The following is a 22,925-nucleotide window of genomic DNA, read 5'->3' as shown; positions in this document are numbered from 1 at the left end:
GGGACAAATTAAAAATCGGGCCGCAGGATGCGTGCCGTCAGGTGGGCCAGGAAGTCGCGTTTGGTGGGCAGGAACATGCGGATATACACGGCATCGTGCGCGGCGTCATGGTGGTATATGACGCGGATCTCAGCGCACAGACGTTGCCGCACATCCATGCCGATTTCGCGGGCGGCCTCGATGGGGGCCCCGCTGTCGGGAAAGGTCTTGAGATCAGAGAATAATTGCCGGAAAGCGGACAGGAACTGTGCATGGGCAGCGGCCGTGTGGCGCGCCTTGAAGTCGCTGCGCAATTCCCTGAAATCGGCCTCGGCGCTTTTCAGCACGACGATGCGCGCCACGTCAGCCCTTGTCGAGGCTGGCCAGGAAGTCTTCTTCGGCAATCACGTCGCCGCGCGCGATTTCCTGGTTGCCCATGGCGATCAGCTTCATGAACGCGTGCTGTTCCTGCATGTGCCGCGCTTGCCGCTTGCCTTCCTGATACGCATGCATGGACAGCACCACCATCTTCGCTTCACCATTTTGCGTGATGATGATGGGTTCGTCCTGGCCCGCGTCAAAGCTGTTGACGATGTCCGTGGTATTGGCCTTGAGGTAGGAAATCGGCTTGATGCGTTCCTTGAGGTCCATGGCGGCTCCGAATGGAAAAAATGTAACAGGACTAAATATACACCAAATTTGGTCGTGCTTCGTGCTGCCAGTAGTCCTTATGTCAGCGTCGTTTCCGGCAGACTGATGCGGTTGCGGCCCAGGTGCTTGGCGCGGTACAGGGCACAGTCGGCCGTATGGATCAGCTGCCCCAGTTCCGTGCCGGGGCCGGGCAGGGCCGTGGCGGCGCCGATGCTGACGGTGACGCAGGCGCCGTCGGGACGCTTGCGCGGCAGTTGCAGCCGCTCCACGCGCTGACGGATGCGTTCGGCCACGATGGCCGCGCCCTTGAGCGACTGGTTCGGCAGGATGACGGCAAACTCTTCGCCGCCATAGCGGGCCACCATGTCGTTTACGCGCATTTCGCTGGCCACGGCGCCGGCCACCTTGCGCAGGCACAGGTCGCCGCCCTGGTGGCCGTGGCTGTCGTTGTATTCCTTGAAATTGTCGACATCGACCATCAGCAGCGACAGGGGCTGGCCCTGCCGCTGGGCGCGCTGCCATTCGGCCAGGATGGTGTCGTCGAAGCAGCGCCGGTTCGCCAGCCCCGTCAAGCCATCGCGCGTGGCCAGGCGTTGCAGTTCCACCTGCGCGCGCTTTTCATCGGTCATGTCGCGCAGGGTTTCCACCACGGCCACCAGTTCACCCACATTGCCGTGGATGGGGCTGGCATCGACGGCCAGGTAGCGGCGCCGCCCCGTGCGCGGCATGTCGCACCAGTTTTCCGCACACAGGTTGCTGCCCGTGCTGCTGCGGTATTGCTGCTGGGCATGCAGCGCGCGCATGTCGCCGCCGCGTCCGGCCAGCAGCAGGTCGGCCAGGGTGGGGCGCTCGTCATTGTAAAAGCAGCGGCCCGGCTCGCACGTGCCCAGTACTTCGGCCGCCGGCACGCCCGTCAACTGCTCGCAGGCGCGGTTCCAGATCATCACCCGCCCATGCACATCGAGGACAAAGGTGGGCACCACCAGCAATTCCATCATCTTGACGGCGAAACCCTGGGCTGCATCGCAGGGCGATGCGCTGGCATGTGCATGGCTATCCGGCATGTAAGCATCCTTCCTGGGCGTGAATGGGGGGAGCTGGCTCCTTGGCCATGATGCAGCGTGGAGTAGCGATGGTGTTGATATAGAGCAATATTTTCAGCGATGCACCATCGCTTCATCGTGGTGGCAGCTCGGCAGGGGCAGCGACAGGTGCAAGGTGGTGCCGGCGCCGCTGTGGCTGGCGATGTGCAGGCTGCCGCCGGCGGCGGCCACGCGCTCATGCATGCCGGACAGGCCACAACCGAGGCGCGGCGGCGAACCCGACAGCCCGATGCCGTCGTCGCTGATGCGGCAGGCGAGGGTGTCGCCCGCCTGTTGCAGGCACAGCTGGACATGCGTGGCGTGCGCATGGCGGGCGATATTGGCCAGCGCTTCCTGCAGCGCGTGGTACAGCAGGGGGCCGTGCGCGCTGCCGGCGGCGGCGTCGAGCCGGTAATCGCAGCGGCATTCGATGCCCGTGCTGCGCTGGAAGTCCGCCAGCAAACCGTCGCACGCCGCTTGCAGGCCGGCATCGAGGGCGGGCGGGCGCAGGTCGTGGATGACGCGGCGCAGCGCCGCGATGCTGAGGTCGACATTACGCGCCATCACGGCCAGTTGCCGCGCCAACTGGGGCGTCGCGCCATGCGTGCTGGCCTGTAGCATGGACAGGTCGATTTTCAGGGTCAGCAAATGCTGGCCAAGGTCGTCGTGGATATCGCGCCCGATGCGCAGGCGTTCCTGTTCGCGCGCCTTGCGCTGTCCGCTGGCCAGGCGCGTCTGCTCGGCGTCGGCGCGCAGCTGTTCCAGCGCCTCCATGCGCAGCGCCAGGCGGTGCTGGCGCCACAGCAACAGGGTCAGCGCGCCCAGCAGGATGTCACATGCCGCCATCAAGGTGGCGGGTGTGTCTGCCGGCAGCATCGGCACGGTGTGCACGGAAGTGATTGCGCCGGCCGTCAGGCAGGCCAGAATGCTCAGGCGGTACGGCAGGCGTATCCAGCGTTGCAGCATGTCCTTGCTCCCTAAATGTTTTCCGACAAGCAATGTTCTTACAGAAAATATATTAACTTTGGGCTATTTATATTGTCTAAACGCAAAAGCTACGCAGTTATGCCTGCCGCTGTGGCTTTCTTGCCCGTTGACACCGCGGCGCCAGGTGGCGGCCACGGCATTTGCACGGGAAGTGTCGCGGCGACATATAATAGAGGGTTGTCAATCGGCATTTGCGGTTCCGGCGCTGTGCGCGGGCATCGCTGCGGTCGCCCTGCGCGAGGACGCCAGCCAGCTCTTAGGAAATACAGTGACTTATAGCATCAAAGAGATTTTTTATACCCTGCAGGGCGAAGGTGCGCACGCGGGCCGTCCGGCCGTGTTTTGCCGCTTTTCCGGCTGCAACCTGTGGACAGGCCGCGAAAGCGACCGCGCCACGGCCGTGTGCCAGTTCTGCGACACGGATTTCGTCGGCACCGATGGCGAACGGGGCGGCAAGTTCAAGACGCCCGAGGAACTGGCCGCGCTGATCGACAGCCTGTGGCCGGCCAGCTACGCGCCCAGCAAATACGTGGTGTTTACGGGCGGCGAACCACTGCTGCAGCTCGATGCCGCCCTGATCGACGCCATGCACGCGGTGGGCTTCACCATCGCCATCGAAACCAACGGCACCTTGCCCGTGCCGCCTGGCGTGGACTGGATCTGCGTCAGCCCGAAGATGGGTTCGACACTGGTCGTACACAAAGGCAATGAAATCAAGGTGGTCATTCCCCAGTTCCAGCAAGACCTGGCCGCCTACGAACAACTGGACTTCGAGAACTTCTTCGTGCAGGCGATGGACGGCCCCCTGGCCGCGCACAACATGCAGCTGGCCATCGAGACGTGCAAAAGCAACCCGAAGTGGAAGCTGAGCCTGCAAACCCATAAACTCCTGCAAATACCTTAACAAAACAATATGCTGACTATCACACGCAAGCTCGAATTCGATGCGGGCCACCGCATTCCCGACCATAAAAGCCAGTGCCGCAACTTGCACGGCCACCGCTACACGGTGGAAATCACGCTGGTCGGCAAGGTCATCGAAGCGGAAGGCAATTCCGACAATGGCATGATCATGGACTTTTCCGACGTGAAAACCCTGGCCAAGCAGCACCTGGTCGACGTCTGGGACCACGCCTTCCTCGTGTATGAAAAAGACACGGCCGTGCGCGACTTCCTGGCCAGCCTGCCCGACCATAAAACCGTCGTCATCGACCGCATCCCGACGGTGGAAAACCTGGCGCGCATCGCCTTCGAGATCCTGAAAGCGGCATTTACCGACCATTTCGGCACCGGCTTGCATCTGCATAAACTGGTGCTGCATGAAACGCCGAATTGCTGGGCAGAAGTGACCGATGACTGAAACGCAGGATAGCGCGCAGGACGCGCGCTATATGCAGCTGGCCCTGGAGCAGGCCCGGCACGCGTGGGACCTGGGCGAAGTGCCGGTGGGCGCCGTCGTCGTCAAGGATGGCGAAGTCATCGCTGTGGGCTACAACCAGCCCATCGGTCGCCACGACCCCACGGCGCACGCGGAAGTGATGGCGCTGCGCGCGGCCGCTGAAAAGCTGGGCAACTACCGCTTGCCCGGCTGCGAGCTGTACGTGACCCTGGAACCGTGCGTGATGTGCTCGGGCGCCATGCTGCATGCGCGCCTGGCGCGCGTGGTGTATGGCGCGGGCGACCCGAAGACGGGCGCCTGCGGTTCCGTGCTGAATCTGTTCGAGCAGCCGGCGCTGAATCACCAGACGGCGATCATTGGCGGCGTGCTGGCCGACGAGTGCGGCGCCTTCCTCAAGCGTTTCTTTGTCGAGCGCCGCCGCGCGCAGGCGGAAGCGCGCAAGCTGGCCAATCCTCCGGCCTGACCATGCCAGCCATCGTGGCTGGCATTTTTTATAACTGTTGCGAAATAACATCTGTCTAGACCACTTTGCCATTCTCAAATGAGAATGATTCGTGTTACAGTATTGTTTTCGCCAGCAAACTTTCCTTATACATCGTTAACACTTTCGTTATCGATCCGGGTTCAAGAGCCAGCCTTTACTCTTCCACCGGATCATCATGACTACTGTGCCTACGCAGCGCCTCGCTGCACCCGTCGTATCCCCAGCTCACCTGCCTGTCCGCCGCCATAACCTGATGCTGCGCGCCACTTTGCTGGGCCTGTTCGCTGCGCCGCTGCTGCCCGTGGCCGCGCAAAACGCCGCCATCAATGCGGGCACGGCCGCGCAGGAACCGGCCAAGCTGCCTGTCTTCCCGGAAATCGTCGTGAACGCCAAACAGGATTACGAGCGCCGCGCGGGCACCAAGACGGTGATCCGCAGCGACGACCTGGAACGCCGCAACGTGACGGACATGGCCGGTGTCGTGCGCTATCAGCCGCTGATCAGCACGTCAATGGCGGCCTCGGGCGGCGGCGGCATGTGGGATGGCGCGGGCAATACCGGTTACAACATCCGCGGCCTGGAAGGCAACCGGGTCAGCCTGGAACTCGACGGCATTTCCCTGCCCGACGCGGCACCCAAGCCGGACAGCAGTAACATGAACGCCTTCGGCATGGGCCGCGATTATTTTGATCCGGAAACTTTCCGCGAAGTGCGCATCGATTCGGGCACGACGGCCGTCAGCGGCGCCAATCCCGGCCTGGGCGGCGGCGTGGCTTTCATCACCAAGTCGCCCGAGGATTACCTGGGCGACGGGGTGGACCATTACGTGGCGTATAAATACGGCCGCGCCACGGTGGACCGCAGCAATGCGCACACCCTGACGGGCGCCGCCAGGATCGGCGCCAGTCTGCAAGGCCTGGCCGTGTACGTGCACCGCGACGGCGAGCAGCTCGATAGCCGTGGCAGCGCGCCCGTCAACCCGGACGACTGGCATTCGAACGCCTTGCTGTCGAAGCTGGTATGGGCCTTGCCGGGCGAACAAAAGCTGGACTTGACGGTCGACATGTTCGAGCGCAAGAACAAGCGCGATCTGCGCAACAAGGTCAGCGCCCTGTATCCGGACGGCGTGCAGCAGGATTCCACCACCAAGCGTACCCGCGTCAGCCTGGGCCACGACGTGGTGCTGAAAGATTTCGCCCTGTTCGATCGCCTGACCTCGAAAGTCTATCTGCAGAACGCGAAGATCGACGACAAGAGCAAGGGACGCTATACCTACCGCGGCAACTTCCAGCGCGCCATCGACACCAGCTTCAAGAATGACAGCATCGGCCTGACGTCGGAAGCCTTCAAGCAGCTCAACGCCGACAACGCACTGCTGTATGGCGTGCAGCTGGAGCAGGCCAAATCGCGCCGTCCCTGGATGGAGGACCGTACGGCGGTCGCCACGGGCGCGCACGAGATCACGCGCAAGAACCGCATGGCCGACATGGACAGCACCAAGCTGGCGCTGTATGTGCGCGACGACTACAGTTTCAATGTGGCCGGCAAGAAGGCGGTCCTGACGCCGGGCTTGCGCGCCGACTACCGCAAGAATGAGCCGAAAAACCTGCAAAACTATGTGATCGCCGTGCCGAATGCGGCCAAGGAAGTGCGCAAGGACAGCGACACCTACTTCACGCCGAGCCTGAGCCTGTCCGTGGAAGTACTGCCGCAAATCAATGCTTATGCCACCTTTACCCGCGGCACGCGCTTGCCGACGCCAGTCGAGCGCACGGGCACCTACGATTCCTTCAGCTACACGAGCACGAATGGCTATGCCATCCTGGGCAATGCCAATTTACGCAAGGAAACCAGCAAGGCCTACGAGCTGGGCTTGAAGGGCGATGTCGCCAAGGGCTTGAGCATGCATGCCTCCGTCTACCAGACGGAATACAAGGGCATGATCGAGTATGTGATGCAGGAAGATGATCCGGTCAACTATCCCACCATCACCCAGGGCTTGTACCGTCCCGAAAACATCGGCAATGCGCGCACCTGGGGCGCCGAGCTGAGCCTGCGCGCGGAGCTGGGCGCCTGGTCGCCGGCCATGCAGGGCTACCGCGTCGACCTGGCCACGGGCGTGGCCAAGGGCCGCTCCTTCAATACCCTGACGGGCGAGAGCGGCGGCCTGGCCTCGGTGGCGCCGGCCAAGACGGCGCTGACCTTCGGCTATGACCATACGAACAAGTTGTTCGGCCTGGAACTGACGGCGCTGCATGCCGGCGAGAAACAGGCGCCGAACGATTTGCTGATGGGCGGGACCGCGCCGCTCTTCAAGGTGCCGTCGTACACCACCTTCGACCTGTCGACCTACTGGAACGTACACAAGAACGCCAAGATCGTCGTCGGCGTGTACAACTTGACGGATCGCAAGTACTGGGATTACGCCGCTTCGCGCAGCCTGTCCGCCGGCACCACGGCCGCCAGCCGCGCCGAGATCGAGCGCTACGCCAAGCCTGGCCGCAACGTCGCCGCCAGCCTCAGCGTCAATTTCTGATTTTTACCGGGGAGGGGTGCTTGCCCCTCTTATTTTCCATGTTTGATTGAATGGTCTCTCTATGAAGTTATCCAAACTCGTTCTATCCCTGCTAGGCAGCCTGCTGATTGCAAACGCAACCGCGGCCCCAGCCACCCTGGCGGAACGCTGGTCCACCTTGCGCACGGAGCAGCCCAAGCTGCAGATCCGCGACGCGGCACGCGCGCTGGGTACGTCGGAAGCGCAATTGCTGGCAACCAACCTCGGCAAGGGCGTGACGCGCTTGCAGGCCGATGGCAACCAGCCGCGTGAAATCATGCGCGCCGCGCTGGACCTGGGCATCGTGCAAGCGATCACGCGCAATGAAAATGGCGTGATCGAAACGACGGGCGTTGCCAGCAAGTTCAAGCAGGCGGGCGACAAGTCGGAACAGGCCGACGCCAAGCAGGATCCGGAAACGGAAGCGCGCCAGCGCAATATCGCCGGCGGCTACCTGGGCGGCCAGATCGACCTGCGTTTCCACTTTGAAAACTGGAAATACGCATTTGCCGTGGAACAGGCGGGCCGCGATGGCAAGCCGACGCGCAGCCTGCAGTTTTTTGACGCCAACGGCACGGCCGTGCACAAGATCTACCTGCGCAACGAACCGGGCGTGGCCGTGTACGATAAATTGGTGGCCACCTTCCGCCTGCCCCAGCAAAGCGTGGAGCTGAACGTGCTGGCCGTGGCGCCGAAAGCGGCGGAAAAGCCGGATGCCGAGATCGACGTCAAGGAATTCCAGCTGGCCTGGAAAGACATGACGGACGTGCACCAGTTTGCGCAAATCATGCGCGAATTCCACCTGTCGCGCGAACAGGCCCTGCGCCTGGCGCCGGCCGGCGTGGTCGAGCGCGTGACGCCAGCGGCGCTGCGCACCCTGCTGGAAAACGCGGCCAAGGACAAGGTCGCCATCATGGTGTTCCTGGGCAATGAAGGCTTGACGCAGATCTACAGCGGCAAGATCGAAAAAACCATGGCCGCCGGCGGTTTCTTCAACGTGCTGGACCCGGATTTCAACCTGCACATCCGCGACACGACCCTGCGCAGCGGCTGGGTCGTCAAGCGCGGCGGCGTCACTTCCGTCGAGTTCTTCGACAACGACGGCACGCAAGTGGTCTCCTTCTTCGGCGTGCGCGAGCGGGGCAAGCCGCAGCCGCAAAGCTGGGTGGATCTGGCCGATTCCTTGCCAAAGGCCAAGTAAGTTGCAGTAATGTTGCCGCGCGCCGTACCGGCGCGGCAACACTTCAGTTTGGGTGCCGCGTGCCGGTCTCATGTCTGAAGCACAATAGTGGTATGCTGAGTCCAAGGCCGCAGCGATCGTGCCTGCGTGCTGGTTCCTGAAGAGAGGCAATCATGGCAACCATCATGGCGAACGGCCTCAACATAGCTTATGAAAGCCACGGCAACCCCAACGATCCGTGCGTGCTGCTGGTCATGGGCCTGGGCATGCAACTGATCGCCTGGCCGGCGGACTTCGTCGAAGGCATCGTCGAGCAAGGTTTTCGGGTGGTGCGTTTCGACAACCGCGACAGCGGCCTGTCGAGCAAGATGGCGCTGGCGGGTAAACCGTATCTGCCGCTGGCCTACGTAAAAAACCTCATCGGCTGGCCCCTGAAAACTTCCTACACCCTCAATGACATGGCGGACGATGCGCTGGACTTGCTGACGGCGCTGCGTATTGCTCAGGCACACGTGATCGGCGTGTCGATGGGCGGCATGATTGCGCAAGTGATGGCGGCGCGCGCGCCGCAGCAGGTGCTCAGCCTGACTTCCATCATGTCGAGCAGCGGCCGGCGCGGCTTGCCCGGCCCCACGCGGGCCGCGCGCAATGCTTTATTGCAACGTCCGAAACGCAATGCCAGCCGCGCCGAACTGATGGCGCACATGGCGGCCACCGTGCGCGTCATCGGCAGTCCCGCCTATCCCGTCTCGGAAAAATTGCTGTACCAACGCATCGAAGCGACGTTGCAGCGGGGCAGTTGCCCCGAAGGCGTGGCGCGGCAAATGGTGGCGATTGCCGCCTCGGGCGAACGCACGGCGTTGTTGCCAAGCATCAGCTGTCCGGCGCTGGTGATCCATGGCGCGGCCGACCCGCTGATCCCCGTCGCCTGCGGCATCGATACGGCGGCGCTGATTCCGGGCGCCCGGCTGGAAGTGATCGAAGGCATGGGGCACGACATGCCGCCCCAGCTGATCGAGCGCCTGCTCGCCTTGATCGATGTGCATCTGCAAGGTAAGATGGCGCCCCAGATGCGCTCCCAGCCAGCTTGAAAAGTTACTTGGCGCGCCCACCATTTTTGAAGGCACGGGCATTTTGAAGACACCTGAAATTGGCATCGCCATCGTGGCGCCAGGCGGTTGCGCGCCCGATGACGCGGCCGTGGCGCGCGGCATCGCCCGCTTGCAGGCGCAAGGCGCCACCGTCCACAATTACTACGACCCCGAACACACCTTCCAGCGCTTCGGCGGCACGGATGCGGGCCGCCTGGCGCAGCTCAACGCGGCGGCCGCCGACCCGGACGTGCAGGTGGTGCTCGCCTTGCGCGGCAGCTACGGCCTCAGCCGCATCCTGCCCGACATCGACTTTAGCACCATGGCGGCCAGCCGTAAATTGTTTGTCGGCTACAGCGATTTTACGGCCTTCCACATGGGCTTGCTGGCGAAAACGGGCCGCGCCAGCTTTGCCGGCCCCATGATCTGCGACGATTTTACGCGCGACGAGCCCGAACAGTTTACGCTCGATCAACTGTGGTCCTGCCTGACCGGCCCCACGCATCAGGTAGAGGGCAGGGCAGCGGGCAATCCGCAGGTCGAGCTGACGGGCACCTTGTGGGGCGGCAACCTGGCCATGCTGGTCCACTTGCTGGGCACGCCATATTTCCCCCAGGTCGACGGCGGCATTTTGTTCCTCGAAGATGTCAACGAACACCCGTACCGCGTCGAGCGCATGTTGCTGCAATTGCTGTACGCGGGCGTGCTCCAACGCCAGCAGGCGATCGTGCTCGGTGACTTTTCCGGCTACAAATTGAGTCCGATGGACAAGGGCTACGATGCTGACGCCATGCTGGCCTACGTGCGCCAGCGTTTGCCCGTGCCCGTGCTGACGGGGCTGGAGTTCGGCCACATCCGTCGCCGGGTCACCTTGCCGTTCGGCGGCCAGGCGCGCCTGCAATCGGATGCGTCCGGCTTCAGCCTGCAGGTGAGCGATTACCCGACCCTGGCGCGGCCCTGAACTCCCTACACTCCATGCACGCCAAACCTGGCAGGCTGCTGCAGCTCGATGTGCTGCGCGGCATCGCCGTGTTTGGCATCTTGCTGGTGAATATCTGGGGCTTTGCCTGGGGCATGCTTTCCTTACGTTACGGCACCTTGCCGGCGCAGCCGCCCGTGCTGGACCAGCTTGTCATTTTTTTGGTCGCGGCGCTGGCGCAATTCAAGTTCTATCCCATCTTTGCGTTTCTGTTTGGCGCCGGCTTTGCCTTGCAGACACGCTCCCTGAAACGCCAGCTGGGCGGCTGGGAAGCGGCGCAAGCGGCTTATAAACGCCGTTTGCGCTGGCTGCTCGTGTTTGGCCTGCTGCACGGTTTTTGCATCTGGAGCGGCGACGTGCTGACCTCGTATGCCGTCGCCGGCATGCTGGTCCTGCCGCTGGCATCCGCCAGGCTCAGCCGCGTGCGCAACCGCGCCTGGCTGGTGGCGGCCGGTTTTCTACTATTCATGTGCTTGTTGATTCCCGTGGGCCAGCAGGGCGGCGCGCCGGACATCGCGCGCGACCTGCAAGGCTTTGCGGACCGCTACGCGATTTACACGCAGGGCGGCGCGTGGACGGTGGCCAAGCTGCGCGCCAACGATTTCCTCGTCTCCTTGCTGTACGCCGTCGTCATGCTGCCGCATATCATCATGCTGTTCCTGCTGGGCATCTTGTTCGTGCGTTTCGGTTGGCTGACGCAGCCGCAGCGCCACCAGCGCCTGTGGCGCCGCGTGCGCGCCGTGGGACTGGGCGTGGGCTTGCCGTTCAATCTGCTGGCGGCGGGCGCCATCGCGTGGCAGGTAGCTGATCCGTATCAAACTTTGCTGGACGCTGCCCTGTTCGAAGTGGGCCTGTTCGCCGGTGGCCCCTTGCTGGCAGCCGGCTACGTGGCCGCGCTGATGCTGGCCGGCCCGTTCATGCTGCGCTGGCTGGGCGCCTGGCTGGCGCCCGTGGGACGCATGGCGCTGAGCAATTATTTGCTGCAATCCGTGATCGGCACCTGGCTGCTGCAGGGGCCGGGCCTGGGCTGGGGCGCCCGTTTGCGTCCGGCCGAGATGCTGGGCCTGGCGGTAGCGATCATGGCGGGGCAGGTGATACTCAGCCGCTACTGGCTGCAGACCTTCCGCCAGGGGCCGATGGAGGCGCTGTGGCGCCGCCTGGCGCGCCTGCCTTAATCCGTTCCCCAGTCAAACGCACCTTGCGCCGCAGGCGGTGAGGCTGCCTTAGGTTTGGCGGAGGGCACGAGCGGGTTGTCGACGGCATGCCATTCGAACAAGTCCACGTCCAGCATGCAGCTGCGCCCCAGGTGCAGTGCTTGCTCGGGGGGAAGCTCGGGGGCTAGCCAGCGGTGCGCGTCTTCCCGGCTGACGGCCACGGGGCGGCGGTCGTGGATATCGACCATGCCACCGAGGCTGTCGGCCGTCACCAGCACGAAGCCCGCTTCCTCGCGGCTGTGCTTCCAGGGGCCGAACTGGGCCAGCGCCAGCAGGAACAGGGGCGCGCGGTCGCGGCGGTGGATGTGCCACAGCTGCTTCGTGCCTTTTTCCCCAGTCCATTCATACCAGCCGGAAACGCAGACGATGCCGCGCCCCGCGCGCAGCAAGGGCTTCCAGTAGGCGCCGGCCAGTTTTTCCAGTCGCGCATTGATGGCGATGGGGATTTTTTTCTTGCCGGGCGCGGGCACGGCCTGTGCGGCCCAGGCAGGGCGGTAGCCCCAGAAGACATCGTCGACCCGGCGCACGCCATCCTCGATATGCAGCACGGGCCGGTAGGTGCCGGGCGAGAGGTTCAGGTGTGGTTCGGCCTCGCTGTCGAACACCGCGTCGGTCCAGCCGAAAGACGACGCCAGCACGCGCGCCGTGTCATTTTGATCGAATCGTCCACACATGGCGAAATCATACCTGATCGCCATGGTGCGCGCGCGCCATGGCACGCAGGCGTGGGTGTGGGCCAGCGTACAGACCGCGGGCGGGATATGGCGCACAGTGGAAGCCAGTCAGGTGGCTGACGCTTCTTGCATCGGAGGAATTATGTCGTTTGAAAATCCCACCATCCACAAAGGTTTTACCATCAGCGCCACAGCTTGCCAGCGCCGCGATGGCCGGTGGGTCGGCTCGTATGTCAGTCAGAATCAGGCGCGCGGCGCGTATGCGGATACCTGCGACTACGACGATTGCAGCAATGAAAAAGAGGCGCAGCAATTGGCGCTATCCGTCGGCTGGCGCCTTGCCGATGGCATGCAGGCACGTTAAGCTGCGCGCTACGTCAGCTTTGGCGCCGCAAGGCCAGCAGCAGGCCTGCGAACGGGAAGAGCAGGGCCGTGCCCAGACGTACGGAGGTCAGCGAAGCGGTCTCCGCGCCCAGCACATGCGGCAAGGCCAGCAGTAACAGGGGCGCCGGCACGGCGATGGCAAAGAAAAACAGGTACCACGAGTAGCCATTCTTCTTGGCCAGCAAGGCAATCAGCGCGCAGCCGATCAGGAAGACCAGCGGTAGATTCACAAATTCCATGGTGTTGAGTTTTCATCCGGGAAAGCGCGTCATTATACGCGCCACCCTCGGTGACTGGATGGGCGTGCCAGCGTCAGTTGCTGACGAAATCTGGCGGCTGTGGCGCCTGCTTACCGCCGGCCGGCGCATCGGCCGGCAGCAGCGCCTTGATGGCGCCGTTATAGATAAGTTCCTGGGCGTACGCCGATGCCTCGATCAAGGCCGCATGCGCGGACTTGAAGCTGCTGGGCGTTTCTATCAGTACGGGCTTGGCATACACCTGCTGCGTATCGCCGCGCTTGCTGATCAAAATCATGCCCCGATAGCGGCCATCCTTCTCCAGCGCCCCCGCCACATGAAATTCGTAACCCCTGATCCGGTGTTTTTGTTGCTGATCCATGTCTCCCGCCTCCAGACCTGATTGTCCCGGCTTTGGACCATCAATTCGATTGGAACAGCTGAGTGTTTGATCTAAGTCAATACGTTCACTGAAGAGCTTAACGAATGTATCGACGCTTGCCACAAGCGTAGCGAGCGGCGGTGATTTGTGGCTAAGAAGCGCAACCGTACATAAGTACGGTGAGCATCGCAGGCCGCAAAGCCCCCCGCGCAGTAGCTTGCGGCAGCCGTCATCATCCAGCGCGAATGGCGCGGATCTGTTGGGCGGTTTCTTCGATCTCCCGATACGCTTCCTGGACATAACCATTGATCGGGTGCCCGTCCATCCACTCGAAGTAGGCGCGCTCGTCGTGCTTGATGGCAAAGGGGACATGGTGGTCGCGTATCGACACGGCTGTTTCGCGCACCAGCGCGGCAAAAAGCAGCTCCAGAGTTTCCATGATGGTCACCTTGCGAGACAGGAATGCAGAGTACTGAATGTAGCACAAAGCGCGCCGCCGGCCACGCCGGCACCTGTGGCGTGCGCGCCCGTTGGTCGGCCCATCGTCAGGCCGGATGGCCGATATGCTCGTATAAGATCACGCAGCCGATGATGATCAGCACCAGGCCGCCCACCAGTTCGGCGCGCCGGCCTGCCACCGTGCCCAGCACGCGGCCCAGCATCACGCCCAGGGTGACCATGACGAAGGTGGAAAAGCCGATGGCGGCAGCCGTCACGACGATGTTTGCGCCCAGCAAGGCCAGGCCCGCGCCCACCACCATGGCATCGATGCTGGTGGCCAGGCCGGTGATGGCCAGCACCCAGAACGAGTGCGACTGGGCCGGCGCTTCGTCCTCGTCGGCGTCGGACAGGGCATTGCGTATCATCAACAGGCCGATGATGCCCAGCAGGCTGAAGGCGATCCAGTGGTCCCATGCTTCCACGTAGGGCGCTGCCACGCTGCCCAGGGCCCAGCCGATGATGGGCGTGATGGCTTCGATGACGCCAAAGATCAGGCCCGTGCGCAGCGCCTCGCGCCATTGCGGCTTGTGCAGGGCGGCGCCCTTGCCCACGGCGGCCGCGAAGGCATCGGTGGACATGGCGAGGGAGAGGGCGGCGGTGGCGGCGAAATTCATCGTTGGCTTTCAGTAAAACCTGGCTGGGATGTGTGTATAAACTGGAAACCCGGCGATTTTACCCTACGTACAGCACCACCAAGGAGGCCAGCAGGCAATACGCGCCAAAGAAATGCCAGCGGCCCTGTTCCAGCCAGCGCGACAGCCAGCGCAGGGCCAGCAAGCCGGCCAGGAACGATAGCAGCATGCCCAGCAGGCTGGGACCTAGCAGGTGCAGCAGGCTGTTGCCGTGTTCCAGATGGTCCAGGCTGCCATTTGCCACGGCCTGGTAGAAACGCCAGCCTTCCTTGATCAGCACGGCTGGCGTCAGCACCACGGCCAGGGCAAAGCTGAATTCCTCGGCGCGGCGCTGCGGCACGCCCATGGCGATGCCGGCCGAAATGGTGGCGCCCGAGCGGGAAAAACCCCGGAAGGGCAGGCACAGGCCTTGCACGGCACCGATCACCATGGCCTTGCCGATGGATAAGGTGCCATGCTGGCGCGCTTGCAGGCGCGAGGAAACGATGATCAGCACGCCGGCGGCGGCCAGCGCGGCGGCCATCAGTTTCGCGTTGCCGAACAGGTGCTCGATTTCAAAGCCGGGCGCATCCTTGCTCATGAAATGGGTTATGCCCTTGAGCAAGCCGAAGCCGACGATGCCCGTCAGCGCCGTGGCGGCCGCGAGCAGCAGCACATTGCTGCGGAAGGCTGCGGTCGAACTGAAATACGTGGCGCGCCAGGATGCCCAGAAATACACGATGACGGCGAACATGGTGCCGGTGTGTAACATCACCAGCAGCATGGTCAGTTCCGGCGAGGTGGGGTCCAGGCCCATCCACTTTTCCGCCATGATGACGTGGGCGGAGCTGGACACGGGCAGCAATTCGGCGAAGCCCTGGACGATGGAAAGAATAAATAATTGCAAAAAGCTCATGGGGACGGGACTCGGGCGGGGAAAGGTGATCCGCCGATTTTACCCGCCAGTGGCGGCGGGCACGTCCCGCGGCAGATTACAGTTTGTCCATGTTTTATTGGCTGACCGGCAACTGCGGCTTGAACACGGCCCGGAACGCTTTCAAGGCGGCCGGATGGTAGATCGTGCCATGGGTTTCTTCTGGCATCTTTTCCTGGTGCCATTGCAAGCCCGGCGGCGCCTGTTTTTCCAGCACCTGGGCCAGGCGCTGCACTTCGACGGCGACGCCCGCTTCGCTGCTGGACGCCAGGTACAGACTGCGCTTGCCCGGCTTGCCCTTGGCCAGCAGGGCTGCCGCCTGGCGCGGCAAGGCACCATGATTCCACCACAGGCTGGGATCGAACGCCAGGTAATGGTCGAACAGCTGCGGTTCCAGCAGATACGTTTCCACCACGAACAGGCCCGCCAGCGATTCGCCGACGATGGCCGTTTCGCCCGTCGTGCGGTAGCGCCGTGTGACTTCCGGCATCAGTTCATCGCGGATGAAGGCCCGGTAGGCTGGCGCGCCACCCACCACGGGGGCGATCTTGCGGTCTTCCGCGCTCTGCGTCGGGCCGGTCAAGTCGCGCCGGCGCTGCGTGTTTTGCATGCCGACCAGCATGAAGGGGCGCATCGTGCCATTCGCCACCGACACTTGCAGCAAGCCGGCCACGTGCAAAAAATCTTCCGCCACGCCGCCGTCCGGCATGTACAGCACGGGCAGCGGCGCGTCGGGCGGCGTATCCCAGGCGCGCGCCTGGTAGACATTGATGTGGCGCTGTTCCTGCAGCGCCTGCGAATCGATACTGAAACTTTCGCCGATGACGAGCGGGGTGGCCGCGCTGGCGGCAGCGGCCGGTACGGCATGGGCGAGGTGGAAGGGGCTGGACAGCAGCAGGGCGGCGGTGAGGTACAGTGCAAGGCAAGAGCGGCGCATGTTTTCCTGTGATAAGTAGTGGATAGATGGCATGTACACGTATAGACATGCCATCGGGCAATTCTATCTTATCCTTGAGGCAGCCTTACTTGATCGTCAAGAGTTCCCGCTCAAGCACGACGCCCGCTTTGTCGAGCGTATAGGCGACCAGCAGCGCGCCATCGTCGGCGCAGGCATGGCAGCTCTTCAGGGGCGTGGAAAACAGCAGGCGCTGGCCGCCATCGTCGGTGGCCGTGCTGCCGACGAAATCGGCGGGGGCGAACGGTACAGAGTCTGGATGGGCGGCGGCAAACGCGCGCCAGGCCGGTGTGGCGCGGTCTTCCTCGCGCACGGAGTCTTCGTCGACGTCGATGGCGGCGCCATCGCTGCCGATCAGCAAGCTGCCTTCATTCGTGTTGGCGCGAAACGGATAGGTGACGGTGGCCAGGGCCGCCTTGCCCAGCGGGCGCCAGGCGGAGATGAAGCCCGCCTTGTTCGCCTTCACCAGCATCCTGGCGGCGGCGACGGCTTGCGGGCGCGCGCCGGAGCGCTGCATGGTGCGCAGCAGGCAGACGTCGGGCGCAGTTTGGGATTGTTCGCTGCGGCAGGCCGACAGCGAGCGTTCCTGCCATACGGCGCGCGCGTCGATGGCGCCTGTCTCCAGGGCATGGGCCGTCTGCATGGCGGTTATGCCGGAGACAGCAAGCACGGCGCAGCCGGCTACGTGGCGGAAAAAGCGTGTGGGCATGGGGAGTCCTTTCAGTGCGGAAAACAATGTATCGTCACCGATTATAGAAGGAGGGGCGTGCCCGCCCGCGCACCGCAGACCCGTTCAGCGCTTCTTTGCCGCCGCCTGGCGCAAGGCCTTGGCTTCCTGCTTGTTGGGCAGGTGCGGGCGCGTGGCCAGCTCCGCCTTGACGGCGGCGATGGCGGCGCCGAACAGCTGTTCTGCCTGCTTGGCGCTGGCGCCCGCATAGTGCTGCTGGTTGGATTGCGCGGCACACAGCCGGCGCAGCAGCGCCAGCAATTGCTTGCCGTGCAGGGCAGGCAAGTCTTGCGCCAGCGCTTGCTGGACCACCGCGCCTTCCACATGGTCGGGGTCGAGCAGGCGCAGCAGGGCTAGGCCCGCGGGCTGTGGTGCCGGTGTTAATTTGTCCATCTAGCCATTCTAAACGACGCCAGGATTACAGGTAGTCCCAGATTTCATCGAAGGTTTCGCGCGCGAAATCGTTGCGCCAGGCTTCCGAGTCCTTTTCGCGGCTGACGGCAAACACGGCGCGCCAGGTCTGCTTCGGCGAACTGGTATAGGTGGCGGCGATCTTTTGCAGGCCGGCCTTGCATTGCTCGACCTTGCAGCCGCTCTTCGCCAGTTGCTGGGCCGCCGCCGCCCATGCCACAGGCACCTTGACAACCTGGCATTCGAAGCTGACGGCGGCCGTCTGCATGCCGTTTTCCGTCGTCACCGGGTCGGCCTTGGTGGCCTGGCACACGGCGCCATTCTTGGCGGCGATGATGTTCGCGGTCAGCTGTTCGGCGGCCGGCGTGACGGCCGCGCGCATGGCGGCGGGAAACAGGTCGGCGATCAGCTTCCCGGTTTCTTTCGGGAATTTCGCATCCGTCTCCTTCAAGCCGCTGTACGACGCGTATTCGGCGCTCTGGTGGCCCGCCAGGCGCGTGGGGCGCAAATAGGCGTTGAGCTGGGCGACGCTGGCTTCATCGTGGTTGATGATGGTCTTGATGTACAGGTTGGCGACGGCTAGCGGCGCCAGTTCCACGGCGGTTTCCGCGGCGATGGCGGGCTGCGCCAGCGCCACGGCGGCAAAGGCTGCCGCCAGCAGGGCGCTACGTGATGTTGCTACTGTTTGGTGCATGTCTATTCTCCATGAGTCGATGTCAGGTGCCAAAAAATGCTTTATAGCAACTATGGCGCCCGCATTATAAATGGTGAAAGTCATAACGTTGCGCACTTCAGGCGTCTGTCTTGCTGGCCGCTTCCAGCAAGGCCAGCAGCAGCTCCTTGCGCCGGCCATCCGCCTTGCGCGCCAGGGTGGCCAGTTTTTCCAGCTTGCCCCAGACCGGATACAGCATGTGTTCGACCAGATAGCCTTCCAGCCCTTGCAGTTGCTGGCAGAACAGTTCCAGCTTCTCCACCTCTTCCAGTTCCGCCTGGATTTTCACCTTGGCGTTATCCGTGCAGGCGCGCAGGCACGCCGCCAGCACGGGGATGGACTCCGTCGTCAGGCCATGCTTTTCAGCAAAGGCCGCCGTGAACTGGTCCTGCACGCACTGGTGTTCCTCGTCGACGTTCTGCATGTAGTGCTGCACCAGGGGGAAGTGACGCGCATCGAGCAAGCCCAGGCCGAACGTGGCGTAGCTGCCGGGCATGCAATTCTTTTCCCCTTCCGTGTCCGCATAGAATTCGAATTCTTCAATGGCGGCGCGCGCATACGCTTCCAGCTGCGGCTGCAGGGATGCATGGGCGAGGGCGTTGGCAAAGAAGCGGTGCGTGTCGGATTTCGCCAGTCCCTTGATGGGCAGATATTCCTTGACCTTCGATTTGAGCTTGATCTGGTAGCTTTTCGGAAAACCGTTTTGCAGCAAATGCGTGACGAACGCCAGCGCCTGCGCATACGCGTCTGCCTCTTCCTGGACAATCGTGATGCTGATCGTGGCAAACACATCGTTGGCGCGGCATTCCAGCAGCGCGTTTTTCAGGTGGATGTCGGCATCGGGAAAGGTGCCGCTGCCTTCCTTGAGCATGCGCACGGCCCGTTCGCTGCCCAGTTCGCGCGCGATTTCCAGGAATTTCAGGCCCTTGGATTTGGCGTAGCTGGCGTCATGGCGCAAGATCATCACCGCGCCATACAGCAGCAGGTCGATCGGCTGCAGTGCCTGTGCATCGGGCGCCGCGCCCGCTTTCAGCGTGTATTCGGTGGCGCGGTAGGCGGATAGCGCGCGGTCATAAAATTGCGGCAGGAAAACGTTTTCTGCCCATTGCGTGATGGCGCGGATGATGTCGGCGCGGTGCTTGGCCAAGGCCTCCGGCTGGCTCTTGTTCAAGGCCTGGATGCGTTCGTATTGGGCGATGCTCCAGGCTACGTCGAGCTGCGGGAACAGCTGCGGGTCGAGCAGGTGGCGCGCCAGGAAGAACGTTTCCAGCGGTTTCGTCGGATGCTTGCCATGCGTGAGCTTTTGCCCGATGTACGCGCGTATGTTTTCCAGCAAGGCCAGGCGTTTATCCTCGTTGACGTATTCCAGCAACGTCAGGTGCAGCTTGCCCTGCGCCGTCTGGAACTTGCCGCGGCAGGTGAAGCGATAGTCGATCATCGGCGTGTCCACCAGCGGCGCCAGGCGGGCCTGGACCACGGCCGTCAGTTGTGGCACGACACCCTCGCGCATTTGCGCATCGTCAAGGCGCGCCGCCGTGCCGGGGCGCGCGTCGTCGTCGAAGCCCAGGTCGATATTGGAGGCGATCGCGCACCCTGGCTTGTAGTCGAGCATGAAGTCATTGAAAATGCCCGCTTGCAAGGTCGTGCGCTTGACGGATTGCTCCAGGTCGTTGCGCTGCAGGCGTTCATCGAACCAGGCGTGGATGGCCGCCGTCATTTCCTGTGTTACCAGCTCTACAAGAGTACTCATCAGTGTCGTCGTCTTTCCTTGCGTGTGACAGCGCCACAGGCTGCCGTCACGGTCATGTTTAATTTTTAATATAAGGCACTATTTTAGGTGACCGGGCCTGGCCGCGACAAGGGCCGCACGGGCGTCAGGACGGGGCAGTGTGCGCGCCCACGGTAATCGCGGTGTGCCAGCCGGACGGCTTGTCGTTGCCATCAGCGCGCAAGTAAGTGTGTGTACGGTAGCAGACGGTGTTTGACGGGGCATCGCGCTAGGCTGGCTTGTTCTTAATCATTGAGATTGCCGAAAATGCCATGATGCATTTATTTCTAGCGGAAAATCGCGCCTGGCCATGGCTGCGTCTTTATCCTCGACTTGCCACGGCATGCCGCTGCTGCGGCCACCTTCGCCACATGAACGGGGGCGGCGGCCATGCCCTATGAGATTCTGCGCGACAGCATCGCCCTCGAACCGGCGGGCGACACCATCCGCTTTCATCTGACCGTCTTCGGCGTGCAAAAGACTTGTCGCATCAGCGTGACGGCATTGCGCCGCCTGGACCAGGGCCAGGGCGGCGACTGGCTGCTTATCTTCGACACCCACCGCCTGCGCATCGGCCAGCGCGCCTTCGCTTATCTGAGCCGCGATCTGCTGGTCAGCAGCGTGGTCTTGCGTGCACTTGATTTTTAGTTACTATTTCTTGTGCCGGTGCCCAGGCCAGATATGGCATTTCCGCACAGATCGTCAAGTAAATGCAGGTATGGCTGGACGGAAATGTTACATCTGGGTATTCTGCGCATCTGATACTTATTTCTATACAGAAAAAGGTAACAGGGCGGTTCGTGCCAGCGGCAACGCGGCGCGCGCAGCCAGGCAAGGTCAGGCATGCAAAGGTGAAGTCGTCCGCTTGCTGAGCGAAATGGTCGTGTTTCGGCTCGCGGCGGGCAGGGAACAGTGCTGTCATCTTTAAAATAGTAAGAGAGGTTGCTCATGGATGCAGAAAAGGATGTTGTGTACGGTACAGAAGATTTGTTGATGAGTTTGTGCAACTCGGTGGTTCGGGTGCTCAACGTTGCAACGCAAAGCAGAGTCAATTATTCAGGCATGGTGCAGCGCATCACCAAGACCGGCCTGAAGCCGGACATCGGTTGTTTCGTGATGTTCGATGGTGGTTTCACGGGCCTGGTGGTGCTCAATTTTGCCGCCGATACGGCGATGGAAATCTACGAGCGCTACATGTTGCACATGGGTATGCCGAAGTCGGAACTGGCCAATTTCTACACGTCGGACGAAGTGTCGAACATCATGGGCGAGCTGATGAACCAGATCGTGGGCGACTTCACGGGCAAGGTGCGACGCGAACTGCAAACGAACATCACCCAGAGCCAGCCGAAGATGCTGGTGCTGAACAAGCAGGTGATGCTCAGCGTCGACACGCCGCTGGACCGCCCGGAAATGCGCCGCGTCACCTTCTACACGGAAAAGAACAATATTTTCTATCTGGAACTGGCAATCGACCGTACCGAGTTCATCAAGTTGCATGATTTCGATTCGCGCGAAGTCGATGCCGACTCGCTGATGGATACGGAATACGCGAACCGCGAACGCAACGCCGCCCCGGCGCCGGCAGCGGAACCGGAAGACGACGACAACGCCGACCTGCTCAAGTCCCTGGGCATGTAAGCAGCGGTGTCTGAACGTGGCCGGCGGCATGTTTGCCGCCGGCCACTGCCGTTTACAGCCGACAAGGCTTTGCTCCGGGCTCGTGCCTGCAAGATAACTTCCCCTATTGTTGTGGCAACGTCAATGTTTCCATGCGGCGCATGCCGACCATGCCGCTCTGCTGGCTGTCATCGAGCGACCAGTATTCAAGCGCATACACATAACTGCCATCGACGATGGTCAGCGTTTCCTTCTGGCGGCCGTTGGGCGCCTTGTAATACCGGCGCCGCGCGGGCTTGCCATCCACCGTCTGGTTGAATGACTGCGGCGAAATCGTGACGCGCTTGCCAGTCTTGCCCGCCATCGACATCGCCGTGATCGTCACATAGGCCCTGTCCGGGCAGCGCGCCAGCAGGTGCGCGCCGCTCAGCACGGTGGGCTGCGTTTGCTCCAGCGGGACGCCATACGCTTGCACGCCGACGATATCCATGCATTCCATCTGCCGCGCCAGGGCCGTCAGCACCGCCGGGTCGAGCGCGCTGCTGAAGTGTTTTTCGGCGGCTTGCGCCTGTGCCAGCGCCCAGCGGCGCTCCAGTTCGGCCAGCGAAATGTCGCTGGGCACGGGCAGCGGCGCGGGGGCGTCGGGATCGGCGGCGCTGGACGTTTCCGCCTGCATGCGCGCGGTGACAGAGTGGCTGCTCCCGGCTGTGCCATCGAGGGCGAGGGCGAATGACGTGGCGCAGGCAACGGTCATGGCCAGCGATAAAGCCGTGTGTTTCAGCATGAAATCTCCTGCAATTTGCTACAAGTGACAGGCATTGTGGCCCGGATTGCTTGCGCATGCGCGCACCTTGCTACCGTACGGCCATCGCCGACGCAATTTCAATCGAACTCAGTTTCCAGTCCCACACGCCATGGCGCTGCAAGACCAGTGCGCTTTCCTGCGCATTGCCATCCTTGGCGCGCACGACGAAGGTGTTCACGCCGGCATAGCTTGCCGAATAGCCGGCCTTTTTCTGAGTGCCATCGGCCGGGGCATCCGCACTTGCATCGGCTCCCGCTTGCGGGCTGACGGCGCTTTTGTTGACCAGCGCGACGACACCGGCGGGCGAGACCATGGTGTCGACCATCTTGCCCAGCATGGCGCTGGCGATCGACTGGCCCAGGGCGGCCAATGGGTTGCCGCTGCCGGCAGTCGCCTCGATGCTGCGGGCCATGCTGGCTTCCAGCTGCGCCTTGACGCTGGCGCGCAGGGCGGGAAAGTCCACGTGTGTGGCCAGAGCATCGGCGTTGCGTTCGGCCAGGGCGGTCTTGATCTGGTGCAAGGCGTAGTACGGCGAAGCGTAGGCGGTGACGGCGACGGCAATGACGGCCACGGCGGCGGCGATGGTGATTTTTTTCAAGGGATGC

At 62.8% G+C, this 22,925-nt stretch carries 28 protein-coding genes; 11 read left to right on the top strand and 17 right to left on the bottom strand.

The features are described from left to right. Nucleotides 1–8: 8 nt before the first annotated feature. The 4 genes from O0882_RS09400 to O0882_RS09385 all read right to left on the bottom strand — a co-directional run bounded on the left by O0882_RS09400 (nucleotide 9) and on the right by O0882_RS09385 (nucleotide 2,678). Nucleotides 9–383, bottom strand: coding sequence for a type II toxin-antitoxin system RelE/ParE family toxin (locus O0882_RS09400; RefSeq protein ID WP_289947310.1), 375 nt, complete (start codon nucleotides 381–383; stop codon nucleotides 9–11). After that, entirely contained in the window at nucleotides 343–630 is a 288-nt protein-coding gene (locus tag O0882_RS09395) for a type II toxin-antitoxin system Phd/YefM family antitoxin (protein ID WP_289947308.1), read from the bottom strand. Before O0882_RS09395 ends, O0882_RS09400 begins: the two co-directional genes overlap by 41 nt. Nucleotides 631–707: 77 nt before the next feature. Continuing rightward, nucleotides 708–1,694 (bottom strand): diguanylate cyclase, encoded by a 987-nt coding sequence (locus O0882_RS09390; protein WP_289947306.1) that lies wholly within the window; start codon nucleotides 1,692–1,694, stop codon nucleotides 708–710. 93 nt (nucleotides 1,695–1,787) lie between these two features. Further along, entirely contained in the window at nucleotides 1,788–2,678 is an 891-nt protein-coding gene (locus O0882_RS09385) for a sensor histidine kinase (RefSeq protein ID WP_289947304.1), read from the bottom strand. Nucleotides 2,679–2,967: 289 nt separating this feature from the next. Between O0882_RS09385 and queE the strand changes: the two genes are divergently transcribed. The 8 genes from queE to O0882_RS09345 all read left to right on the top strand — a co-directional run bounded on the left by queE (nucleotide 2,968) and on the right by O0882_RS09345 (nucleotide 11,561). Continuing rightward, nucleotides 2,968–3,603 carry a 7-carboxy-7-deazaguanine synthase gene (queE, locus tag O0882_RS09380; protein WP_289947302.1) on the top strand — a complete coding sequence of 212 codons (636 nt, stop codon included), beginning with the start codon at nucleotides 2,968–2,970 and terminating at the stop codon, nucleotides 3,601–3,603. 9 nt (nucleotides 3,604–3,612) lie between these two features. Then, complete coding sequence (queD, locus tag O0882_RS09375) at nucleotides 3,613–4,059, top strand: 6-carboxytetrahydropterin synthase QueD (RefSeq protein WP_035819191.1); 447 nt, start codon at nucleotides 3,613–3,615, stop codon at nucleotides 4,057–4,059. After that, nucleotides 4,052–4,561, top strand: a complete 510-nt coding sequence (gene tadA, locus O0882_RS09370; RefSeq protein ID WP_289947300.1) for a tRNA adenosine(34) deaminase TadA — start codon at nucleotides 4,052–4,054, stop codon at nucleotides 4,559–4,561. The genes queD and tadA overlap by 8 nt, the downstream gene beginning before the upstream one ends. 196 nt (nucleotides 4,562–4,757) lie before the next feature. Then, nucleotides 4,758–7,118 carry a TonB-dependent hemoglobin/transferrin/lactoferrin family receptor gene (locus tag O0882_RS09365; protein ID WP_289947298.1) on the top strand — a complete coding sequence of 787 codons (2,361 nt, stop codon included), beginning with the start codon at nucleotides 4,758–4,760 and terminating at the stop codon, nucleotides 7,116–7,118. Nucleotides 7,119–7,179: 61 nt separating this feature from the next. Continuing rightward, on the top strand, nucleotides 7,180–8,337 hold the full coding sequence (locus O0882_RS09360; RefSeq protein WP_289947296.1) for a ChuX/HutX family heme-like substrate-binding protein: 1,158 nt from the start codon (nucleotides 7,180–7,182) through the stop codon (nucleotides 8,335–8,337). A 152-nt stretch (nucleotides 8,338–8,489) separates the two neighbouring features. Beyond that, nucleotides 8,490–9,407, top strand: coding sequence for an alpha/beta hydrolase (locus tag O0882_RS09355; RefSeq protein ID WP_289947295.1), 918 nt, complete (start codon nucleotides 8,490–8,492; stop codon nucleotides 9,405–9,407). 43 nt (nucleotides 9,408–9,450) lie between these two features. Next, complete coding sequence (gene ldcA / locus O0882_RS09350) at nucleotides 9,451–10,368, top strand: muramoyltetrapeptide carboxypeptidase (protein WP_289947293.1); 918 nt, start codon at nucleotides 9,451–9,453, stop codon at nucleotides 10,366–10,368. 14 nt (nucleotides 10,369–10,382) lie between these two features. Next, nucleotides 10,383–11,561 (top strand): DUF418 domain-containing protein, encoded by a 1,179-nt coding sequence (locus O0882_RS09345; RefSeq protein ID WP_289947291.1) that lies wholly within the window; start codon nucleotides 10,383–10,385, stop codon nucleotides 11,559–11,561. Here the strand turns inward: O0882_RS09345 and O0882_RS09340 are convergent. Then, a complete protein-coding gene (locus O0882_RS09340) occupies nucleotides 11,558–12,274 on the bottom strand; it encodes an SOS response-associated peptidase family protein (RefSeq protein ID WP_289947289.1) in 717 nt (238 codons plus the stop codon). The two genes, O0882_RS09345 and O0882_RS09340, sit on opposite strands and share 4 nt — an antisense overlap. A gap of 142 nt (nucleotides 12,275–12,416) precedes the next feature. Between O0882_RS09340 and O0882_RS09335 the strand changes: the two genes are divergently transcribed. Then, nucleotides 12,417–12,638, top strand: a complete 222-nt coding sequence (locus O0882_RS09335; RefSeq protein WP_096235591.1) for a hypothetical protein — start codon at nucleotides 12,417–12,419, stop codon at nucleotides 12,636–12,638. Between the two features lie 13 nt (nucleotides 12,639–12,651). Here the strand turns inward: O0882_RS09335 and O0882_RS09330 are convergent, their stop codons facing one another. The 10 genes from O0882_RS09330 to O0882_RS09285 form a co-directional block, all read right to left on the bottom strand. After that, nucleotides 12,652–12,897 carry a hypothetical protein gene (locus O0882_RS09330; protein WP_289947285.1) on the bottom strand — a complete coding sequence of 82 codons (246 nt, stop codon included), beginning with the start codon at nucleotides 12,895–12,897 and terminating at the stop codon, nucleotides 12,652–12,654. A 73-nt stretch (nucleotides 12,898–12,970) separates the two neighbouring features. Further along, nucleotides 12,971–13,276: a hypothetical protein gene (locus O0882_RS09325; protein WP_289947283.1), complete on the bottom strand. Its 306-nt coding sequence runs from the start codon at nucleotides 13,274–13,276 to the stop codon at nucleotides 12,971–12,973. A gap of 232 nt (nucleotides 13,277–13,508) precedes the next feature. Continuing rightward, nucleotides 13,509–13,715, bottom strand: coding sequence for a hypothetical protein (locus O0882_RS09320; RefSeq protein ID WP_096235588.1), 207 nt, complete (start codon nucleotides 13,713–13,715; stop codon nucleotides 13,509–13,511). A 106-nt stretch (nucleotides 13,716–13,821) separates the two neighbouring features. Continuing rightward, nucleotides 13,822–14,391 (bottom strand): manganese efflux pump MntP, encoded by a 570-nt coding sequence (mntP, locus tag O0882_RS09315; RefSeq protein ID WP_289947280.1) that lies wholly within the window; start codon nucleotides 14,389–14,391, stop codon nucleotides 13,822–13,824. Nucleotides 14,392–14,449: 58 nt separating this feature from the next. Continuing rightward, nucleotides 14,450–15,304 carry an undecaprenyl-diphosphate phosphatase gene (locus O0882_RS09310; RefSeq protein WP_289947278.1) on the bottom strand — a complete coding sequence of 285 codons (855 nt, stop codon included), beginning with the start codon at nucleotides 15,302–15,304 and terminating at the stop codon, nucleotides 14,450–14,452. Between the two features lie 94 nt (nucleotides 15,305–15,398). Then, entirely contained in the window at nucleotides 15,399–16,259 is an 861-nt protein-coding gene (locus tag O0882_RS09305) for an alpha/beta hydrolase-fold protein (protein WP_289947277.1), read from the bottom strand. Nucleotides 16,260–16,344: 85 nt separating this feature from the next. Further along, nucleotides 16,345–16,986 carry a hypothetical protein gene (locus tag O0882_RS09300; protein WP_289947276.1) on the bottom strand — a complete coding sequence of 214 codons (642 nt, stop codon included), beginning with the start codon at nucleotides 16,984–16,986 and terminating at the stop codon, nucleotides 16,345–16,347. 84 nt (nucleotides 16,987–17,070) lie between these two features. Further along, nucleotides 17,071–17,397: a hypothetical protein gene (locus tag O0882_RS09295; protein WP_289947274.1), complete on the bottom strand. Its 327-nt coding sequence runs from the start codon at nucleotides 17,395–17,397 to the stop codon at nucleotides 17,071–17,073. Between the two features lie 25 nt (nucleotides 17,398–17,422). Next, nucleotides 17,423–18,109 (bottom strand): hypothetical protein, encoded by a 687-nt coding sequence (locus tag O0882_RS09290; protein ID WP_289947273.1) that lies wholly within the window; start codon nucleotides 18,107–18,109, stop codon nucleotides 17,423–17,425. Between the two features lie 97 nt (nucleotides 18,110–18,206). Further along, nucleotides 18,207–19,877, bottom strand: coding sequence for a DUF6138 family protein (locus tag O0882_RS09285; RefSeq protein ID WP_289947271.1), 1,671 nt, complete (start codon nucleotides 19,875–19,877; stop codon nucleotides 18,207–18,209). A 408-nt stretch (nucleotides 19,878–20,285) separates the two neighbouring features. Between O0882_RS09285 and O0882_RS09280 the strand changes: the two genes are divergently transcribed. Next, complete coding sequence (locus O0882_RS09280) at nucleotides 20,286–20,543, top strand: DUF1488 family protein (protein ID WP_289947270.1); 258 nt, start codon at nucleotides 20,286–20,288, stop codon at nucleotides 20,541–20,543. A gap of 300 nt (nucleotides 20,544–20,843) precedes the next feature. Beyond that, nucleotides 20,844–21,536, top strand: coding sequence for a DUF3334 family protein (locus O0882_RS09275; protein ID WP_289947268.1), 693 nt, complete (start codon nucleotides 20,844–20,846; stop codon nucleotides 21,534–21,536). A 103-nt stretch (nucleotides 21,537–21,639) separates the two neighbouring features. Here O0882_RS09275 and O0882_RS09270 read toward each other — a convergent pair whose 3' ends face one another. After that, a complete protein-coding gene (locus tag O0882_RS09270) occupies nucleotides 21,640–22,299 on the bottom strand; it encodes a hypothetical protein (protein WP_289947266.1) in 660 nt (219 codons plus the stop codon). 70 nt (nucleotides 22,300–22,369) lie between these two features. Continuing rightward, nucleotides 22,370–22,918, bottom strand: a complete 549-nt coding sequence (locus tag O0882_RS09265) for a DUF2939 domain-containing protein (protein WP_289947264.1) — start codon at nucleotides 22,916–22,918, stop codon at nucleotides 22,370–22,372. Between the last annotated feature and the right edge of the window lie 7 nt (nucleotides 22,919–22,925).

Origin of the sequence: Janthinobacterium sp. SUN073, assembly GCF_030397665.1 — a bacterium.
Lineage (GTDB): Bacteria > Pseudomonadota > Gammaproteobacteria > Burkholderiales > Burkholderiaceae_D > Janthinobacterium.
This window is presented reverse-complemented; position numbering and strand designations above follow the sequence as displayed.

Bases quoted from the DNA above. Each gene is read 5' to 3' on its own strand.
- O0882_RS09395 (WP_289947308.1), bottom strand. From the start codon at position 630: ATGGACCTCAAGGAACGCATCAAGCCGATTTCCTACCTCAAGGCCAAT.
- O0882_RS09390 (WP_289947306.1), bottom strand. From the start codon at position 1,694: ATGCCGGATAGCCATGCACATGCCAGCGCATCGCCCTGCGATGCAGCC.
- O0882_RS09385 (WP_289947304.1), bottom strand. From the start codon at position 2,678: ATGCTGCAACGCTGGATACGCCTGCCGTACCGCCTGAGCATTCTGGCC.
- queD (WP_035819191.1), top strand. From the start codon at position 3,613: ATGCTGACTATCACACGCAAGCTCGAATTCGATGCGGGCCACCGCATT.
- tadA (WP_289947300.1), top strand. From the start codon at position 4,052: ATGACTGAAACGCAGGATAGCGCGCAGGACGCGCGCTATATGCAGCTG.
- O0882_RS09365 (WP_289947298.1), top strand. From the start codon at position 4,758: ATGACTACTGTGCCTACGCAGCGCCTCGCTGCACCCGTCGTATCCCCA.
- O0882_RS09360 (WP_289947296.1), top strand. From the start codon at position 7,180: ATGAAGTTATCCAAACTCGTTCTATCCCTGCTAGGCAGCCTGCTGATT.
- O0882_RS09355 (WP_289947295.1), top strand. From the start codon at position 8,490: ATGGCAACCATCATGGCGAACGGCCTCAACATAGCTTATGAAAGCCAC.
- O0882_RS09345 (WP_289947291.1), top strand. From the start codon at position 10,383: ATGCACGCCAAACCTGGCAGGCTGCTGCAGCTCGATGTGCTGCGCGGC.
- O0882_RS09340 (WP_289947289.1), bottom strand. From the start codon at position 12,274: ATGTGTGGACGATTCGATCAAAATGACACGGCGCGCGTGCTGGCGTCG.
- O0882_RS09335 (WP_096235591.1), top strand. From the start codon at position 12,417: ATGTCGTTTGAAAATCCCACCATCCACAAAGGTTTTACCATCAGCGCC.
- O0882_RS09330 (WP_289947285.1), bottom strand. From the start codon at position 12,897: ATGGAATTTGTGAATCTACCGCTGGTCTTCCTGATCGGCTGCGCGCTG.
- O0882_RS09325 (WP_289947283.1), bottom strand. From the start codon at position 13,276: ATGGATCAGCAACAAAAACACCGGATCAGGGGTTACGAATTTCATGTG.
- O0882_RS09320 (WP_096235588.1), bottom strand. From the start codon at position 13,715: ATGGAAACTCTGGAGCTGCTTTTTGCCGCGCTGGTGCGCGAAACAGCC.
- mntP (WP_289947280.1), bottom strand. From the start codon at position 14,391: ATGAATTTCGCCGCCACCGCCGCCCTCTCCCTCGCCATGTCCACCGAT.
- O0882_RS09310 (WP_289947278.1), bottom strand. From the start codon at position 15,304: ATGAGCTTTTTGCAATTATTTATTCTTTCCATCGTCCAGGGCTTCGCC.
- O0882_RS09305 (WP_289947277.1), bottom strand. From the start codon at position 16,259: ATGCGCCGCTCTTGCCTTGCACTGTACCTCACCGCCGCCCTGCTGCTG.
- O0882_RS09300 (WP_289947276.1), bottom strand. From the start codon at position 16,986: ATGCCCACACGCTTTTTCCGCCACGTAGCCGGCTGCGCCGTGCTTGCT.
- O0882_RS09295 (WP_289947274.1), bottom strand. From the start codon at position 17,397: ATGGACAAATTAACACCGGCACCACAGCCCGCGGGCCTAGCCCTGCTG.
- O0882_RS09290 (WP_289947273.1), bottom strand. From the start codon at position 18,109: ATGCACCAAACAGTAGCAACATCACGTAGCGCCCTGCTGGCGGCAGCC.
- O0882_RS09285 (WP_289947271.1), bottom strand. From the start codon at position 19,877: ATGAGTACTCTTGTAGAGCTGGTAACACAGGAAATGACGGCGGCCATC.
- O0882_RS09280 (WP_289947270.1), top strand. From the start codon at position 20,286: ATGCCCTATGAGATTCTGCGCGACAGCATCGCCCTCGAACCGGCGGGC.
- O0882_RS09275 (WP_289947268.1), top strand. From the start codon at position 20,844: ATGGATGCAGAAAAGGATGTTGTGTACGGTACAGAAGATTTGTTGATG.
- O0882_RS09270 (WP_289947266.1), bottom strand. From the start codon at position 22,299: ATGCTGAAACACACGGCTTTATCGCTGGCCATGACCGTTGCCTGCGCC.